This window comes from Peptoclostridium sp., from assembly GCF_009881055.1.
In the GTDB taxonomy this organism is placed as follows: Bacteria; Bacillota; Clostridia; order Peptostreptococcales; family Peptostreptococcaceae; genus Peptoclostridium_A.
The window spans coordinates 1-15274 of record NZ_WXFG01000033.1 but is presented as its reverse complement, the minus strand read 5'-3'; the positions used below and the strand labels follow the sequence as shown (position 1 = coordinate 15274).

15 protein-coding genes are annotated in these 15274 nt (G+C 44.6%); 7 read left to right on the top strand and 8 right to left on the bottom strand.

Annotation, left to right across the window (positions count from 1 at the left end; translation table 11 throughout):
* The first annotated feature begins 143 nt into the window (after positions 1-143).
* The 3 genes from GT589_RS09520 to GT589_RS09510 all read left to right on the top strand — a co-directional run bounded on the left by GT589_RS09520 (position 144) and on the right by GT589_RS09510 (position 3547).
* Complete coding sequence (locus GT589_RS09520; protein ID WP_293398451.1) at positions 144-1826, top strand: 2-oxoacid:acceptor oxidoreductase subunit alpha; 1683 nt, start codon at positions 144-146, stop codon at positions 1824-1826.
* Positions 1826-2701 (top strand): 2-oxoacid:ferredoxin oxidoreductase subunit beta, encoded by an 876-nt coding sequence (locus GT589_RS09515; RefSeq protein WP_293398450.1) that lies wholly within the window; start codon positions 1826-1828, stop codon positions 2699-2701. Before GT589_RS09520 ends, GT589_RS09515 begins: the two co-directional genes overlap by 1 nt.
* Before the next feature lie 150 nt (positions 2702-2851).
* Complete coding sequence (locus GT589_RS09510; protein WP_293398449.1) at positions 2852-3547, top strand: molybdopterin-dependent oxidoreductase; 696 nt, start codon at positions 2852-2854, stop codon at positions 3545-3547.
* 355 nt (positions 3548-3902) lie between these two features.
* Here GT589_RS09510 and GT589_RS09505 read toward each other — a convergent pair whose 3' ends face one another.
* The 8 genes from GT589_RS09505 to GT589_RS09470 form a co-directional block, all read right to left on the bottom strand.
* Complete coding sequence (locus GT589_RS09505) at positions 3903-4304, bottom strand: hypothetical protein (protein ID WP_293398448.1); 402 nt, start codon at positions 4302-4304, stop codon at positions 3903-3905.
* 26 nt (positions 4305-4330) lie between these two features.
* On the bottom strand, positions 4331-4831 hold the full coding sequence (locus tag GT589_RS09500; protein ID WP_293398447.1) for a GNAT family N-acetyltransferase: 501 nt from the start codon (positions 4829-4831) through the stop codon (positions 4331-4333).
* A 253-nt stretch (positions 4832-5084) separates the two neighbouring features.
* Positions 5085-5891 carry a hypothetical protein gene (locus tag GT589_RS09495; protein ID WP_293398446.1) on the bottom strand — a complete coding sequence of 269 codons (807 nt, stop codon included), beginning with the start codon at positions 5889-5891 and terminating at the stop codon, positions 5085-5087.
* 92 nt (positions 5892-5983) lie between these two features.
* The gene (locus GT589_RS09490) at positions 5984-6682 is read right to left on the bottom strand and encodes an ABC transporter ATP-binding protein (protein ID WP_293398445.1); all 699 of its coding nucleotides are present in this window, start codon (positions 6680-6682) and stop codon (positions 5984-5986) included.
* 9 nt (positions 6683-6691) lie between these two features.
* Positions 6692-7849, bottom strand: coding sequence for an ABC transporter permease (locus GT589_RS09485; RefSeq protein WP_293398444.1), 1158 nt, complete (start codon positions 7847-7849; stop codon positions 6692-6694).
* Between the two features lie 20 nt (positions 7850-7869).
* Positions 7870-9186 (bottom strand): efflux RND transporter periplasmic adaptor subunit, encoded by a 1317-nt coding sequence (locus tag GT589_RS09480; protein WP_293398443.1) that lies wholly within the window; start codon positions 9184-9186, stop codon positions 7870-7872.
* Positions 9187-9334: 148 nt separating this feature from the next.
* On the bottom strand, positions 9335-10834 hold the full coding sequence (locus tag GT589_RS09475) for a HAMP domain-containing sensor histidine kinase (protein ID WP_293398442.1): 1500 nt from the start codon (positions 10832-10834) through the stop codon (positions 9335-9337).
* 1 nt (position 10835) lies between these two features.
* The gene (locus GT589_RS09470; protein ID WP_293398441.1) at positions 10836-11513 is read right to left on the bottom strand and encodes a response regulator transcription factor; all 678 of its coding nucleotides are present in this window, start codon (positions 11511-11513) and stop codon (positions 10836-10838) included.
* A 203-nt stretch (positions 11514-11716) separates the two neighbouring features.
* On the opposite strand from GT589_RS09470, the gene GT589_RS09465 reads away from it, so the two are divergent.
* From GT589_RS09465 to GT589_RS09450, 4 genes are all read left to right on the top strand, one after another.
* Complete coding sequence (locus GT589_RS09465; protein ID WP_293398440.1) at positions 11717-12832, top strand: TolC family protein; 1116 nt, start codon at positions 11717-11719, stop codon at positions 12830-12832.
* A 115-nt stretch (positions 12833-12947) separates the two neighbouring features.
* Positions 12948-13403 carry a YbhB/YbcL family Raf kinase inhibitor-like protein gene (locus GT589_RS09460; RefSeq protein WP_293398439.1) on the top strand — a complete coding sequence of 152 codons (456 nt, stop codon included), beginning with the start codon at positions 12948-12950 and terminating at the stop codon, positions 13401-13403.
* Between the two features lie 96 nt (positions 13404-13499).
* Entirely contained in the window at positions 13500-14396 is an 897-nt protein-coding gene (locus tag GT589_RS09455; protein ID WP_293398438.1) for a fumarylacetoacetate hydrolase family protein, read from the top strand.
* A 69-nt stretch (positions 14397-14465) separates the two neighbouring features.
* Complete coding sequence (locus tag GT589_RS09450) at positions 14466-15110, top strand: epoxyqueuosine reductase QueH (protein ID WP_330582901.1); 645 nt, start codon at positions 14466-14468, stop codon at positions 15108-15110.
* Positions 15111-15274: the final 164 nt, after the last annotated feature.

Below are 15274 nucleotides of genomic sequence, written 5' to 3'. Positions count from 1 at the left end.
GAGCGGTAGAATGTTATCCAATATACAGTGCATTTAAAAGAGTCATTAGTTGAAGGTATGGGTATAGTAAAAATAGAAAATCAGACAAGAGTAGTGCGATGTCGGATGAAACAGTCGGTCTTATTAAAGAGGAGGCAAGCAATATGAGACACTTCAACATTCTAATTGGCGGCTCTGCAGGGCAAGGAATAGACACGCTTTCAAGCAGTATAGAAAAAACACTACACAAAATGGGTTATTATATATTTTCCAACAAGGATTATGAATCACGCGTTAGAGGTGGGCATAATTTCACGCAGATTAGGTTCGGGAATTTGCCGTTATATATACATTCTGACAATCTGGATATGTTAGTTGCATTGAACGAGGAAGCAATAGAAACCCACAAAGAGAGACTCTCAGAAGGCGGAATTATTCTTTGTGATGAAGGCATTGCATCTGAAGAGGCTACAGTCGTTCCACTGCCGCTTCGCCGCATAGCAAAACAAATCGGTAATGCAATGGTGGCCAATACGGTTGCTTTTGGCACGGTTTGTAAATTGGTTGGGCTCGATATTGAAATTGCAAAAGACATAATAAGTGCCAACTTCGGCGAGGAATATGCAGAGGTCAATCTAGAGGCATTCGAGGAAGGCTATGGCATGCTTCAGCAAAGGTTCAACCTTGAAGAGCCGCCTGAAAAGAATCAGATGCTGTTAAACTCCAATCAGGCCATTGCTCTTGGGGCGCTTGCCGGAGGAGTCATGTTTTATGCGGCATATCCCATGACTCCGTCGACTGGAATACTCACATATCTTGCGGCAAAGACGATGGAAACAGATCTGATTGTAGAGCAGGCAGAGGATGAGATTGCAGCCATCCAGATGGCGCTTGGAGCCTCGTATGCAGGAGTCAGAGCCATGACGGGAACATCAGGCGGAGGATTTGCGCTGATGGTGGAGGCTCTAAGCCTTGCAGGAATGATAGAGACTCCCATTGTCATTGTAGATTCTCAGCGGCCTGGGCCCGCTACAGGGTTTCCGACCAGGACAGAGCAGGGTGACCTCTCATTCGTTTTGAATGCAGGCCATGGGGAGTTTCCACGGATGGTAATAGCGGTGAGAAATCCGGAGGATGCGTTTTATCAGACTGTACGTGCGCTGAACCTTGCAGACGAGTTCCAAATACCTGTAATAATTTTGACTGACCAGCATCTTGCCGATTCAAATCAGACAGTTGATAAATTCGATATGTCCAGAGTAAGAATAGAACGTCACATTTCAGATTTTGCAGTTCTGGCTGAATATGGCGATTACAGAAGATACAGGCTGACGGAGACTGGCGTATCACCAAGGATTATACCGGGCAAATATGAAAATCAGACTGTGCTGGTTGACAGTGACGAGCATGATGAACTGGGCCACATAGTGGAAGATGCCGATACCAGGATTAAGATGGTCAACAAGAGACTCGGGAAAATGGCCCTTCTGAAGAAAAAGGTCATGGAGCCCAATTATTACGGCACAGATTCTCCAGAAATATTGCTGATTGGCTGGGGATCGACAGAGGGAGCCTTGCGGGAGGCTGTCGAGATTATAAATGGGCAGGGAGGACAATCTGGAGCTCTGGTATTTGGCGACATATGGCCGCTGCCAACTAGTATGCTTGAAAAATATTCGAAAGACGCAAAGATAGTTGTGAATGTTGAGCAGAATGCCACCGGCCAGCTGGGAAGGCTTATAAGGCAGGAAACGGGATTTTTGATGGATCGCAGCATTTTAAAATATGACGGCAGACAGCTGAATGCGGAAGAAATAGTAAAGCGTCTGAATGAGGAGGTGCTGTAATGAGTACGGACAAAGTTGTAGATGCTAAAATATTCGACTCTGTGGAAACTGCATGGTGCCCTGGCTGCGGAAACTTCGCAATACAGGCCGCACTAAAACAGGCGCTGGCTGAGCTGGGGCTTTTGCCTCATGAAGTCGTTATAACGTCAGGTATAGGGCAGGCGGCCAAGATGCCGCATTATGTACGAACCAACGGTTTTAACGGATTGCACGGAAGGGCTCTGCCTCCGGCATTTGGCATTCATGTTGCAAACAAGAATCTAAAGGTGATAGTCAGCACGGGTGACGGGGACACCTTTGGCGAAGGCGGAAACCACGTGATGCACAACATGAGGCGAAACATAGATATTGCGCATTTTGTGCATGACAACCAAATATACGGCCTTACAAAGGGTCAGGCATCGCCGACAACATCAAAGGGGCACAAAACCTCAGTCCAGGTAGAGGGCGTAATAAACAAGCCCCTCAATCCCATAGCGCTTTCAATAGTGTCAGGAGCCACTTTTGTCGCTAGAGCCTATGCTGGAAACAGGAATCACCTTGTATCCATAATGAAGGAAGCCATACAGCACAAGGGCTATGCCATGGTGGATATAATGCAGCCTTGTGTGACATTCAACAAAATAAACACATATGAATGGTTCAACGAGAGAGTTTATATGATTCCTGAGGATCATGACAGGACAAACAAGCTTGCAGCTTTGGAGAAATCTTTTGAGTGGGAGATGGGTGAAAAGGTTGCACTTGGAATATTCTATCAAGTTGACGAGCCTACTTATATTGACAAAATTCCTAAACTTGCAAATGGAAAGCCTTTGGTTGACAGGGAATTCGATATAGGAAAAATCGAACAGTTCATAAAGGAATTCATTTAAATTTTAAAAGCCTCACTCTTTTGGGCTGAGAGGTGTTCAAATGGTGAATCTCTGGTTGTCCTGCTTATTGGGAATAGGAGCATTATTAATGTATGAGATGCATTTTGTTAACAGATGTCCTGGAATGCGATGATTATGGAGGTTGCGATTATGAAAAGATTTTTTTCGTTAATCACATTATTATTGTTCATATTGTCCGTGGTTTCGTGCAACAGTAAATCGAGAGAAAACGTACCAGGAGATGTGGACGTCATATCCAAGGCGACTGAAAATCGGTTCAGCGAATTGGAGATACGGGATTATAAGGGAATCAAGCTGGATCCTTCCGTTGGACCGAGAGATAATTCGATTAAAGGTATTCAGAATGTCGATATCAACAATTATATTTTGAAAATATCAGGACTTGTGAAATCTCCAGTTTCATTGACCTATGACAACGTCCTCGCTCTCACTGCCTATGAAAAGGTGATCACTTTGCATTGTGTCGAGGGATGGGATGCGACAGTGCTCTGGAAAGGAGCCCTGTTAAAAGACATAATTGATATTGCCGGAGCAGATGAAAAGGCTGACACTGTCATTTTCCACTGTGTTGACGGCTATTCAACATCGATTCTGTTGCAGGATATCATAGATAAAAATATGATCCTTGCCTATTCCTCAAACGGGATAAAGTTGCCGCCAGCAATGGGTTATCCCTTCATCGTAGTCGCAGAAGATAAGCTTGGCTATAAATGGGCCAGGTGGGTAAGCGAAATTGAATTATCAGATAATCCTGAATATAAAGGTTATTGGGAGAGCAGAGGCTACGATAATGAAGCGAATGTGCCGGCCGCAGAAAAAAAATAATATATGTAATGGTAAACCAATATAACAAGATGAACCAAAAATATGAACCAAAAATCAAAACCTTACAATGCATTGATACCCGAAGAAACATAAATCCTCGATGATTTGATAGCTTGCGATGCAAATTGCCGAGGTCTTGGCATAAAAGTCGTGGAGCTGCGTGAGACTCACATTTTGCATGTTGAAGTGATATCGCTCATGTATTGAGTGAAGAGCCGTTTAATATTATTTAAGAGAGCAGGTTCTTGGAATTTGCTCTTTTAATTCAAGTTTGACTATTCTTTAAATGTATGTTTAAGGAATAGTGGTAGCGGAATTTTGAGAGGCCACTTTATTGCGACCTCTCAAGTCAATATTAATTATAATCATATAATATCACTTCCATTTTCTTTTCAGTGAAAATGTATCTTAGGGTGCTTTCGATGATGGCCTCCTCGTTCCATGCGGCAATCATCACTGTAACTTCGTTTCTTGGATATTCGACCTTGAATTTGGGCTGCCTGTCCATTAGAAGGCTGCTGACAAGCATCGCATTCAAATATCCAGGGATATACGCTATGCCTGCGATTATCAACAATGCAAAAGGCATTGTGACCACCCCTGCCAAGTCAACAAGCCATGGCAACGAAATCAATACTGAAAATATAACCCATAAAGATGCCACAGCATGCCCTATGTAAAATTTCAGTTTTACAGGAATGTAAAACTCTCTTATGGATGCGATATTCTTTGATATGGTTTTAATAATGTATTCCAATGTGTTCCACCCCAATATCCATTATATTAATTACAGAGCAGTTTTTCGTAGCATACAAATGGGGCTTCAGTGCCAGGGAAATGCACTTCTCCAGTAACATTATAGCCACGCTTTTTGAAAAGCGAATCCATCTTGACGTTCAGCGAATTAGTGTCCGTCTTAATATGGTTTAGTCGTCTTTCAAGCGCAAACGTCTCGGCAAAATCCAGCAGTCTGGTTGCTATCCCCTGCTTTCTAAATTCAGGATTGACAGCAAGTCTGTGCACGACTATGGATTTTTCATCAGATGCCCATTTCAATTTTGAGTACTCAGGGGCTTCAACGCTGTTTATGCATATGAAACCAAGCATGTGATCGCCATTTTTGTACACATAGAGGTCTCCGTTTTCTATGTCCCTTGTAAAATCAGATGCTTGGGGATAACTATCAGTCCATTGGTAGTTGCCGTATGCATTCATCTCTGGCACAGTGAGCCTGACTATTTCCATTATTTGATTTATATCGCTAAAATCTGCCTTCATAAACATAACTATACCTCTCCTTTTTATATTAATCAGTACTGCAATCTTTGAAGTAGTATCTCACATAAAAAGACGGACTTTCAACATATATTTCGAAAAAAAGAAAAATCGAAATATCAATGTGTTGAAAGTCCGGTTGGTGGGCATTATTTATATTTTGCAATCATGAGGTTTCCGTGATATTGCAGTGTATACTTTGCAATTATTTTGGCTTTTCGTTTGTATTTTCAGTGCTGCTTTTGTCAGAATCATAATGATTTCAAAAGTCTTCATGCGCTCTCCCTACGTTGCCAAACACTGATTTTACCGCGTCAGCCTTTTCTTGAGTCAGTATGTCGTCTTCAACCATCTGCTCAAGCATGCCAACAGGTTTTTCACTGCTGCTTCTCTTATCTTCAAAATAAGCCTTTCTCTCATCTTCGCTCATGTTCTTAATCTTATCCATCTCGGCTTCTCTTTCTTCCCTTTGAGCACTCATATACTCAATTATCTTGTCTACATCTCCTGATGTGAGCGTACCCTTGTCAACTAATGCTTGTAACTGTTCTTTTTGCTTATCAAGCATAGCTTGCTCATTGGAGTCTTTTATCTTATCAACCTGAGCTTGAGTAAGTATGCCCTCTGAAACAAGCTGTTCAAGTATACTGTCAGGCTTCTCACCGTTGTTATTTTTCTCCTCAAAATAAGCCTTTCTTTCGTCAGCTGTCATGTTCTTGAACTTTTCCAACTCTGATTGCCTTTCTGTCCTTTGCGCTTCGATGAAGCTGGTTATCTTGTCGGCTGTTGACTGGCTTATAATCTCATTTGAAACAAGCGCATCCAGCGAGGCTTTAGCATTAGGACCAAATAGTCCCATATCTGCTTCATGCCCTCCTCTACCATATCCCATTCCAGGCATTCCGTCAGATTTTTGAACGTGGGCAGCCGCAACCGTGGTAGAAGCTTTTGTATCCGTTGAAGTTGAATCACTTGCTGCGAAAGCCATGGCTCCTGATGAAAGCATTAGCCCTGCAATCACAGTTCCTAGCACCGCTTTGGTCTTAAAATCAATAGTTTTGAATTGCATAATTATCTCTCCTTGTAAATGAACTCTTAAATACGTTATACCGTCAATATAAATGATACAGTCATTAAGTGAGCATTTTGTGATGCCGCTGTTTAAAAATGGTGAGGAGAATGTGTGTCGCAAATTTTACCGTCGCGTATGACTACTATTCTGTCGGCCTCTCTTGCAACATCCTCTGAGTGTGTTATAAGGATTATTGTAATACCTTTTGAGTTGAGCTCCTTAAAAAGCTTCATTACATCCGCCTCTGATTTTGAGTCGAGATTGCCTGTTGGTTCGTCTGCAAGCAGCACAGCGGGTTTGCCTACGAGCGCTCTTGCTATTGCTACTCTTTGCTGCTGTCCCCCCGAGAGCTCCATTGGCTTGTGCTTCATTCTGTCTGCAAGCCCAACGGCCTCCAGCTGCTCTACGGCATGAGGCCTTGCCTCATTACGGGCATAGCCTCTTATGAGCAATGGCATCTCAACGTTTTCGAGGGCATTGAACTTTGGCAGCAGGTTGAATTTTTGGAATATGAAGCCGATTGCCTTGTTTCTTAATCCAGCCAGTTTGAAGTCGTCCTCGAAGCTTATCATTTTCCCATTGAATGTGTACGTCCCGGAGGTGGGCCTGTCTATCATTCCGAGTATGTTCATCAGCGTAGACTTGCCGCTTCCGGACGGGCCAAGGATTGCAAGGAATTCGCCTTCATGTATTTCGAGACTTATGCCCTGTAATATTTCAAGTTCATGCTTGCCTACGTAATAGCTTTTTCGTAAGTTATCAAGCCGTATTAGTGCGTCTGTTTTCATTGCATCCTCCTATTCATACCTGAGCGCGTCAATTGTATCAAGCTGTGCAGCCTGCAAAGCCGGATAGTAGCCGAACAGCGTGCCTGTTATTAGCGAGAATGCCAAGGCCTTTATATAAGCGCTGGCGTCAAGCAGCAGCTCCATTTCAAACACCTCGAGAACGGGCGCAATCAGCACAGTGGCTAGGGATCCTATAACTCCCCCTATGAAGCTTATGATAAGAGACTCAAAGAGGAATTGAAGCAGTATATCGCGCTTGGTAGCCCCAAGGGCCTTGAGCGTGCCTATCTCCTTTGTCCTCTCCCTCACAGATACGAACAGTACGTTCATTATCCCTATGCCACCGACAACTAGTACTATGGCTCCTATGGAAGCAAGCAGTATGGCAATTGTATTGGCTGAATCCTGAGCGGCATCGAGTATGCTGCCAACATCCCTTATTTGGAATGAGTCTGAATCGTATTTCATTGAAAGGAGGCCTTTCATTTCCGTTTGCAATTCGCTGACTTCATCAGTAGATTTAGCTAGCGCCGTTATCTGATTTGATGCGCTTGAGCCGCCCAGATAGAATTTCACAACGTCATATGGAATGTAAAGTCCTAGGTCAACGTTGCTGTTTCCGTTGCGCTCGAGTATTCCCACAATTGTAAATTTGGAGCCGTTTATCAGGATATCGCTCCCAAGTGCGCTCCCTGTTGCAAACAGTTCTGTGGCAATGTCGTTTCCGACTACAACATTCTTGACCTTGCCACTTATGTCCAGGCTTGAAAGCAGACGGCCCGATTCTACTGTAAGGTTGTTTATTGAAAAGTAATCCTCGTATACGCCCCTTATCATGGCAGTTGAGGATTCTGTCTTGTATGAAGCAGTGCCGCTTGATGAGTTGCTGAGAGTTATGCCGCTGGACAATTCTGAATATTTCTTCAGGAACTCTACATCATCAAGAGTCAGATTTGTCGTGGAATTCCGGCTACTGCTGACTGTGACGCACTGCGCGTTCAGTTCCTTGAACCTGTCTGCGACATCCTGCTTTGACTGGTTGCCTATGCCTATAACAAGTATTATAGTGGCACAGCCGACTATTATTCCAAGCGTAGTCAGGATGACTCTTGTCTTGTTTTGAAAGATGTTTATGAGCACGCTTCTTAGGATTTCACTTATTCTCATATTGTGCGCTCCTTCCCTTGTTATTGCGGCGGGCCTCCTGCTCCCGCAGGAGGTGCTCCTCCGCCCATGCCAGGCCCCATCATCATTTTATCCTGATTGGAGTCTTCAAGTGTGATTTTCACCTTTACTTTGTCACCCTGCTCCAGGCCGCTTATTATTTCTGCATTAAGGCTGTCCATGAGCCCAACATCGACCTGCTGCTGTTTCTCGCCGCTGTCGCTGACGACTATTACCGAGTAGGAGCCGCTTTCATTGGATTTGGCAAGCGCCTTTTTGGGAACTACAAGCACGTTCTCCTTCTGGTTGCTTACAAACTCGACAGTGCAACTCATGCTGTCTTTTATCATCGGATCGTCCGTGTCAAGCAAAATGGTGACAGGATATGTCACTGAGCCGCTGTTTGTGGTCGTTGCAATTGCGTCAATGTACTCGACGGTACCCTCGTATGTCTTGCCGTCTATGGAGCTGAATGTTATCTGGGCATTCATGCCCACCTTGACTTTTGTGACATCAAGCTCCGAAACGTCCGTTGTGACCTTGAGGCCCTTTTCGCTTGCTATTCTGATGAAGGTTGTCTCCTCTGAGACCCTTTCCCCTTCCTTGAAGGCTATCTCGACTATCGTTCCGGATACAGGCGAATACATAGTCGATTTTTTCAGGTCGTCCCGGGCCTGCTTAAGGCTCTCCTGGGCTTTTTCAACCGAAAGGGAATCTAGCTGGCTGTCAATAGAGCTGCTGTTTTGCTTGTAACTGCTTAAGGCTAGATTGTAGTCCGATTGGGCTTTTTCGAGCGCTTGCCGCTTCTGCTCAATTTCATTTTGAGAATATGTATCTGGCAGAGTTGAAACAAGCTCGTATTCAGACTTCGCGTTAGATAAGGTGTTCTTGGCCGATTGCAGCTGGCTTTCGAGGCTTTCTATGTTCTGAGCTCTTGTCTGTGCGTTTTTAGAAGCACTCAGACGAGCCTGTCTTAGATTGTTTTCCTGATTTATGACCGAGCTTTCATATTCGTCGTCAGTGAGTGAGGCTATGAGAGTTCCAGCTTCAATGTAGTCTCCTTCCTTTACGTTAAGCTTTTCCACTATCCCTGCCCTTTCAAAGGATATGTCATAGGTCGAGAGCTCGACGCAACCATCCGAAGTGAAAGAATCCTTTATGTCTCCGGTTTCGACAGCAAAGTCCTTGGTGAATGTTTCCGATTCTGTATTGTCTTTGCCCTCTCCGCCAAACTTCATTAAAGTGACGACTGATGCTACAGCTATAAATGCAAGCATAACAACGACGCCCTTCCTGCCCAACTTTATCCTTTTCATTAGTTTATCAAACTGCTCGTTCATGGCATTTCTCCCTCCTGTGGCTGCATATCATTATAATACTCATGAGTCAATTTTAAGGAAGAAATGTGATGTAACTGTGATGGAAAAAGGAGTAAAAAGGCAATAAAAAATCCCGCCATATACATATAATGGCGGGACTGCAAATGCTTTAAGGTTTGCGCAGAGGAGCCTTTATATACACAAGCGTCCCTTTTCCCATCTCGCTGTCTATCTCATACTCAAAGCCGTGCATATCGAGTATGTCCTTGGCAATAGTCATACCCAGGCCTGTGCCCTGGACTCCCTTCGTCCTTGACCTATCGGCCTTGTAGAAGCGCTCCCATACGTGCGATAGGTCCTCTGGGGAGATGCCGCTTCCCTCGTCTTTTATGCTTATTGTGACTGTCGCCGAATCGGAGGAGGCTAAAAGATACACGCTTTTGCCAGGCGGAGTGTAGTTTATGCTGTTGACAACGAAATTGAGAATGCATCTGAATATCTTTTCGGTGTCTGCCAGTATTCCGATATCTTCGCCGCACTGGGTTTCAATCTTGACGCCCTTGCTGTTTACAAGGTGCGAAACCCTGCTTTTGATGCCCTCGAAGAGGTCTGCTACTCTAACAGGTTCCAGGCTGAGCATTCCGCTTTCGGACTGTATGCGGGAAAGATATATGATCTCGCCTACCATAGAGCTGAGCCTGTCGGTTTCATCGAGTATGACATTAGTGTCCTGTATGATTGCATCTTTATCGTCAATGTCCACGTCGTTTATCATCTCGGCATACGTCTTTATTACGCTAAGCGGCGTCTTGAACTCATGAGTTACGTTGGCAATTAGGTCCTTTCTTAGTCCCTCAATCTTTGAAAGCTCGGCAGACATCCTGTTTATGCTGCCGGCTAGCAGTCCTATTTCGTCCTTGTTGCTCACATCCACAGTAACTCCGTACTTACCCCGGGCTATCTCGTCAGAGGCCGCCTTTATGCCAAGTATTGGTTTTGTGAAGTACTTGGCCAGAAAAAACGCGAACAGTGAGGAGGCTAGAATAGATATAAGCGTAATTATCCCAAACTGCTTCTTGAGCACCAGCGTAGTCATCGATATGCTGGAAGAAAGGGAATGCAGCAGCAAGAAGCCTGCCGGCTTACCGTTCTTTTCTACAGGAACACCTACAAGCAGTGTGCTAACCTTGTCCTGTCCGTTTTCCCTAAAGGTTATGAGACGGCTGAATCTATCGCCTCCTAGCATGCTCTCCTCTATAGCTGCGATGTTCTGTGCGATAAAGCCAGGGATCTTGCTATCCTTGTTATTCCGGGAAATGGCTGATATGTCCTGGAGAGAGATATAATAGAGCATTTCCGGCGGGTGACGTTCCATGCGGTCTCTGCCTTCGTTCCTGATGTCTTCACGCTTTTCCTCTGAGGACGAATCTTCATCGATATTAGGATCAGGCCGGATCTCAAGCAGTATGTCCTGGCTGAGATTGAGACTTTCAAGATCTTGCGATTCCAGAACCTTGGATATTGCCTCGCCCTTTTCATAAAGAGACTGCACCCTGCTATCCAAGTAGAACCTGTCGAGCAGATATATGTTGAAAAACCAGAAGGTTATCAGTATAACCACTACAAGAGTCGTAATCCAAAGCCACAGCTTTGCCAGGATGTTTTTCAAGTTAATCACCCACCTTGAACTTGTAGCCCTTGCCCCAGACTGTCTTTATCAGGTCCTTACTCTCGCCCAGCTTGTCGCGCAGCTGCTTGATATGCGTATCTACAGTGCGAAGGTCTCCGTAGAAGTCATAGCCCCAGACCTGGCTGAGCAGCTGCTGTCTTGAGAACACAACATCCTTGTTCTTGCAAAGGAAAAGCAGCAGATCGTACTCCTTTGGAGTCAGGCGCAGTTCCTCACCGCGCAGAATCACATCATTGGAGAGCTCATTGATTTCAAGCTCCTCGAAAGCCAGCATTCCTTTGGAGCCTGCAGGAGATACTCTGCTGAGCACAGCCTTTATTCTGGCAATAAGCTCCTTGGGTCTGAAAGGCTTAACCATGTAGTCGTCGACTCCAAGCTCAAAACCGAAAAGCTTGTCGTATTCTTCGCCTCTTGCAGAAAGCATTATGACTGGAACCATGGAGGTGCTCCTTATGTTGCGCATCACAGACCAGCCATCCACCCTGGGCAGCATTATGTCAAGCAGCACAAAGTTAAAATCACAATTATTGAACATATCGATGGCCTGCTCCCCATCAGAGGCCTCGTATACCTCATAGCCTTCCTTTTCAAGATATTTCTTGACCGCTGCTCTTAAAAGATCTTCGTCCTCCACAACAAGTATTTTAAGCTTATCCATGCAAATGCCTCCGTTTGATTCGTAATGGTCTATTAGAATAATCTTATAAGGCAAATATAGCACAAATGACGGCCGCTTTAAACGAAAAAGCCCATCATTCACAAAAACCTCACATTTACGGCACATTTCAATAATACATGAACAGTAATATTTTAGGTATATACTGTTTCACACCAAAATAAATCAACAGGGAGTGCAAATCTATGATATTAAGAAGAATTGATATAAAAAAAGCTATAGTAGGCCTTCTGGCATTGACAATTGTATCCCTCATTACTGCAATAAGCCCTGCGCATGCGCAGGAAGCCGTTCAGTCTGTAACGGTATCAAGTGATGATGCCGCTTTGGATAAATCTCTATCCGACAACCCCAGCATTATACTCGCACACCTCGAGCTGGAAAAGAGCAAGTTAGAGCTGGAAAAGAAAAAGAGGGAGCTGAAAAAGTTAAAGGATGCTGACGAGTCCGACGAGCGCGACATTGAAATTCTTGAAAAACAGATATACTACAGCGAGCTGCTCGCTGGGCTTGCATATGAGGATTCGGTAAAGTCCGAGAAGATTAAGCTTAGCAAGGCTATATACGACTATGCGTACAGCGGACAGATGCTTGCTCTAAAGCGGGAGGCAAGCGAGTACTATTCAAGGCTTTCGGAAGAGGCAAGAAAAAAACTCGAGCTTGGATATGTCTCAAGGCTTGACTACTCAGATGTGCTGCTAAGCCACAGCCAGAAGGTCAGCGAGCTTGCAGATGCTCAAATAAGCTTTGACAGTGCGATGCATGAGCTCAACATTATCCTGGGGAATTCTCTGGATACCCAGATTTCAGCTGTTGAAGGCTTTGCTATAAGCAATTATGATATTGACGCAATAGATGCCGCAGCTGTAACAGCAAGGGCTCAAAGAGCAGATTCGAGCATTGCAAATCTTGAAAGCTCGGCCGAGACATCGAGGCTCGAATACGAAAAACAGGTAGCATACTATACAGAAATAAACCTTAATGCAAAAATACTTAAGGCCACCTACGACAAGAACCTTGAAAGCCTCGAGCAGGCTAAAAAAGAGATAGAAAAGGATGTCGTTGAAAGCGTTGCAAGCCTTAAGAATTCCAGGCAGCAGCTTGCACTGCAAAAGGAAAGCATAGATAACCAGAAAAAGAGGTTTGAAGCCAAGAGTAAGGAATTCGAGCTGGGACATGCCAGCCTTAACGAGCTTCAGGAGCAGTACCTGAGCCTTCAGGAGAAGATGCTTTCATACTACCAGAGCATATACCAATACAACATAGACATTATGAATTTCGTAAGCACGTATGGAGGCTGATTTTCAAGCGTCGGATTATATGGCTTATCCTATGGGTATCAAAAAATCAGCGGAGTAAATTAAGGTCAAATTTAAGTCTTCACTCTGTGAATATTAAGTATAGGGGTTGAGCGGCATGATTATAAAAAGCAAAGCGTTTGAAGACAAAGGACCGATACCTTCAAGATACACATGCGACGGTGAAAATATATCTCCAGGGCTGAGCTGGAGTGACTTTCCCGAAGGGACAAAGAGCTTTGCCCTAATAGCTGAAGATCCCGATGCTCCATCTGGGACATGGGTTCACTGGGTATTATACGACATTCCTGAGAATGTCACAGAGCTTCACGAGGGTGTTCTGGATGATGAGATTCTGCCAAATGGCGCAAGGCAGGGACTGAACGACTTCAAGGAGATAGGATATGGCGGACCCTGCCCGCCTAAAGGTGTCCACAGATACTTTTTCAAGCTATACGCCTTGGATGAAAAGCCCGGCCTCAAGAGCGGGCTTTCAAAGAAATCGCTTCTGGACAAGATAAAAGGCCACGTCATTGCCGAATCGGAAATATACGGTACATACAGCAGAAGATAAGCGAACGCAAAATACCAGGCGGCTTGCTTTTATAGTATAATATATACTATAAAAGCAGGTCGTTATTTTTGGATTTATTGAATATTGGAGGCAGCTATGAAATTTGTAACATTCGAATTCAAAGAAAAGCAGCATGTCGGAGTGTTGACTGAATATGGAGTTGTGGCGACGATTGACATATTCGAAGCACTCGGAAAAGATGAATATCCAAAGGACATGAACGGCTTTATAGGCATGTGCAGCGAAAGCCTTCTGGCTGATATTTCGCGCACTTTAAATTCGCTTGAGCTGAGGCAAATCGGCCTGGATGATGTCAGAATATGCGCGCCAATCCCCTATCCACGTAGAAATGTAATATGCATAGGCAAGAACTACTTCGACCATGTAAAGGAAATGGAAAGCGGACCGACAGCAATAGGCGCCGACAGTCCAGAAAGCCCCGTATACTTTACCAAATCGGCATGTCCAGCTATTGGTGACGGCGATGAAATATGCTCGCATGAGGAGCTTACAAGCCAGCTTGACTACGAGGCGGAGCTGGCAGTTATAATAGGCAAAGGGGGCAGGGACATACCGGCCGAAAATGCGCACAAGCACATATTCGGCTACACCATTGTAAATGACATATCCGCAAGAGACCTGCAATCCTCAAGAAGGCAGTGGTTCAAGGGAAAAAGTCTCGATACGTTCACACCGATGGGCCCATGCATACTCCACAGAGACAGCATACCCTTCCCGCCAGACCTATCTATAGAGTCTCATGTCAACGGTGAGAGGCGGCAATCGTCGCGCACAGCTAACATGATATTCGGAATCCCTGAGATTATAAGCGACATATCCAGGGGGTTCACTCTGATAGAGGGTGACATAATCTGTACCGGGACTCCTAGCGGCGTAGGCGCAGGCTTTAAGCCACAGAGATTCCTAACAAAAGGCGATGTGGTCAGGCTGTGTATTGAGGAGATAGGGACTCTCACAAACTATGTGAAGTAATGTTGCTAATAAGCATATACTCCAAGGCTTTTATTCCGCCTAATACCAATGATATACGGAGATGATAATTTGAAATTGAACTACCAGAGGCTTCTTGATGAGAAGCTCTCAAAAATAAAAGAAACGGGAGCAAGGCCCAGGCTTCTGCTCCACAGCTGCTGCGCCCCTTGCAGCAGCCATGTAATTGAATACCTTTCAAGTTATTTCGATATAACGGTGTACTTCTACAATCCCAACATACATCCAGAGGATGAGTACGGTAAAAGGGCCATAGAGCAGAAGGAGTTCATAGAAAGATTCCCACCTGCGCAGAGCGTACTATTTGCCGAAGGGGAATACGACGCAGAAAGATTTTTTGAGCTCTCCAGAGGACTTGAGAATGAGCCTGAGAAGGGCGAAAGATGCACTGTTTGCTTTAAAATGAGACTTGAAAAAGCGGCGCAATATGCTTTCGAGCACGGCTTCGACTACTTTACAACTACCCTTTCAATAAGCCCGCACAAGGACGCCACTCTGCTCAACGAGCTGGGTGAAGAAATAGAAAAAGAAAAGGGCGTTGAATACCTCCATTCCGACTTCAAGAAGAAAAACGGCTACAAAAGGTCATCGGAGCTAAGCTCAGAGTATGGACTGTACAGGCAGGACTACTGCGGCTGCGTATTTTCAAGGCTGGAGAGCGATAAAAGAAACTCCATGAATAACAAACCGGAGTAAAAAGTGAAAAGCCCATGATATCAGCTTATGCGACTGCTCGCATCAAACCGATATCAGAGTGTGTAAAATAAAGTGTGTATCTTCCTTAGAATTGATATAATCAAACTATCATTCAAGGAGGTACGCACTTTTTCTATGGGAATTTTAAGTAAAGACCAAATCAG